Genomic DNA, 2,411 nt, shown 5'->3' on the forward strand with positions numbered 1-2,411 from the left:
CTCTCCTGCCGATCGCCGTCGGGCTTTACGGCGTCCTGTTTGGAGCGCGTTTCACGGGCGAAGCCGTCGGCATTTCAGCCGACAGCCACTTCCGCTATCTGTCCGCCCTGCTCCTCGCCATCGGGCTTTGCTTCTGGAGCACGATTCCCGACATCGAGGCCAAGACCGGCAGGTTCAGATTGTTGACCGTTATCGTCGTGCTCGGCGGTCTGGGGCGAATGATCGGCCTTGCACTGACGGGATTGCCGTCGCTGTTCATGCTCGGCGGGATCGTCGTGGAGCTTATCGTCATCCCTGCCCTGTGCCTGTGGCAGACGCGTCTCGCCAACCGTTACGCCGACGAATTCGGCGTCGCGGAACTCTAGAGCGGCTTGTCGAACCTGATCTCGGCGGTGCTCGAGATGTCGCCGAGTTCGCGCGTCTCGTCCGAGAGGACATAGCCGAGCCGTTCATAGAGGCGGTGGGCATCGGTGAAGCGCGTATCGGACCAGAAGAACAACGTGTGCGCTCCGTGTTCGCGTGCATGCGCCTCGGCCAGGCGGACGAGCGCAACACCGAGGCCACGGCGACGCTGATCCGGCCGCACATAGAGCCGGTGGAGCTCGGCGATGCCGGCTTCGGGATAGTCGACGGCCACGCACGCGCACACCCTGCCGCGCTCGTCTTCCAACACCCAGAATGCGCCACCCCGCGCGGCAAACGAACTGGCCGGGTCGCGAAGGTCGCGAAGGTCGTCGTGCGGGTCGACGAAGCAGCCGGGATACTCGGCAAAGCACAGGGCGAAAAGTCCAAACAGCTCCTGCGCGTCCGCGTCCATCGCAGGGCGCACGGCAAGCCTTTCTTGCGGTTTCGTCCCAGCCGTCATTGTGTCTCTGCTTCTGCTTCGATGACCGCGAGTTTCTCGGCGAACAGATCCCGCATCAAACGATAGGCCGGCGACGCAAGATGGATGCCGTCCGACGTGGCGTTCTCGGTTAGACCGAAGGTCGCGTGGAGATCGACGACCATTGCGCCATGTGTCTCGGCGATGCGTCGAATTTGTTCGGCTACATTCCGCATGGTCTCGGCGAAAAAGAAATCCGTCAGTCGCTTTCCCTGTTCCACGGGCGGCGGCGTGAAAGCGATCAACGGAATTTTCGCTGTCCTGAACACGCGGACGATCTTTTCGTAGGACCTCGCGATACCCGCGAGGTAGTCCGACTCGGGCGCCATTTTCGCATCGTTGGTTCCGACGAGAAGTGCTGCGATCTTCGGCTTCGCCGCATGAGCGAGGTGTTCGATCTTCGGCTCGAGCGCTTCCGTCCAAATACCGGAATACCCAGCGTTGATGACCGAAAGCCCGCCGATCCTGTTCCAGTAGAATCCCTCGACGATGGAATCGCCGACGAACAGCACGTTGTTCGGCCCGGCCGCCGCGACATGTGTCGCAACGATGCTGTCGCGGATCAGCCAATGGGAGGCGAACGAGTTCGGTTGCGCGGTCAAGAGAACGGCAGCCCTCCGCTATTCGATGCCGAGCTTCGACTTCAGGAGCTCGTTGACGGCCTGCGGGTTCGCTTTGCCGCCAGTCGATTTCATCACCTGGCCGACGAACCAACCGAGCAGCGTCGGCTTGGCCTTCGCCTGCTCGACCTTTTCGGGATTGGCGGCGATGATCTCATCGATGGCTTTTTCGATCGCGCCGGTATCGGTCACCTGCTTCATGCCGCGCGCCTCGACGATCTGGCGCGGATCGCCGCCTTCGGTGAAGACGATCTCGAACAGATCCTTGGCGATCTTGCCTGAAATGACGCCCTCACCGATCAGGTCGACGATGCCGCCGATCTGCTCAGCCGACATCGGCGATGATGCGATGTCTTTGCCTTCCTTATTGAGGCGACCGAAGAACTCGTTGATGACCCAGTTCGCAGCGATCTTGCCGTCACGTCCCTTGGCGACGTTCTCGAAGAAATCGGCCGAGGCGCGCTCTGCAACAAGAACGCCGGCATCGTAGGCCGAGAGACCGTAGGAGGACACGAAACGAGACTTCTTGGCGTCCGGCAATTCGGGCAGGTGCTGCGCAAGCGCATCCACATACGCCTGGTCGAATTCGAGCGGCAGCAGATCCGGGTCGGGGAAGTAGCGATAATCGTGCGCCTCTTCCTTCGAGCGCATGGAGCGTGTCTCGCCCTTGCCCGGATCGAAGAGGCGGGTCTCCTGGTCGATCTTGCCGCCGTCCTCGATGATGCCGATCTGACGCCGCGCTTCGTACTCGATCGACTGGCCGATGAACCGGATCGAGTTGACGTTCTTGATTTCACACCGCGTACCGAGAGCCTCTCCGGGACGACGAACGGAAACGTTCACGTCGGCGCGCAGATTGCCCTTTTCCATGTCGCCGTCGCAGGTGCCGAGATAGCGCAGGATCGTCC

The 2,411-nt window shown here is 61.7% G+C and carries 4 protein-coding genes; 1 reads left to right on the top strand and 3 read right to left on the bottom strand.

Going from position 1 to position 2,411, the window contains the following annotated elements; genetic code table 11:
- Positions 1 to 365, top strand: a 365-nt coding sequence (locus AC1DT3_RS18095; RefSeq protein ID WP_477466618.1) for a DUF4345 domain-containing protein, incomplete at its 5' end; no start/stop codon positions are given.
- Here AC1DT3_RS18095 and AC1DT3_RS18100 read toward each other — a convergent pair.
- The 3 genes from AC1DT3_RS18100 to gatB form a co-directional block, all read right to left on the bottom strand.
- On the bottom strand, positions 362 to 865 hold the full coding sequence (locus AC1DT3_RS18100) for a GNAT family N-acetyltransferase (protein WP_477466619.1): 504 nt from the start codon (positions 863 to 865) through the stop codon (positions 362 to 364). The genes AC1DT3_RS18095 and AC1DT3_RS18100 overlap by 4 nt on opposite strands.
- Positions 862 to 1,485, bottom strand: a complete 624-nt coding sequence (locus AC1DT3_RS18105; RefSeq protein ID WP_477466620.1) for an SGNH/GDSL hydrolase family protein — start codon at positions 1,483 to 1,485, stop codon at positions 862 to 864. The genes AC1DT3_RS18100 and AC1DT3_RS18105 overlap by 4 nt, the downstream gene beginning before the upstream one ends.
- Positions 1,486 to 1,503: 18 nt before the next feature.
- Positions 1,504 to 2,411 (bottom strand): Asp-tRNA(Asn)/Glu-tRNA(Gln) amidotransferase subunit GatB (gene gatB, locus AC1DT3_RS18110; RefSeq protein WP_477466621.1); only part of this gene is annotated, 908 nt, incomplete at its 5' end.

The sequence above is a fragment of the Microvirga sp. P4_G7 genome, assembly GCF_056401005.1.

Bases quoted from the DNA above. Each gene is read 5' to 3' on its own strand.
- AC1DT3_RS18100 (WP_477466619.1), bottom strand. From the start codon at position 865: ATGACGGCTGGGACGAAACCGCAAGAAAGGCTTGCCGTGCGCCCTGCG.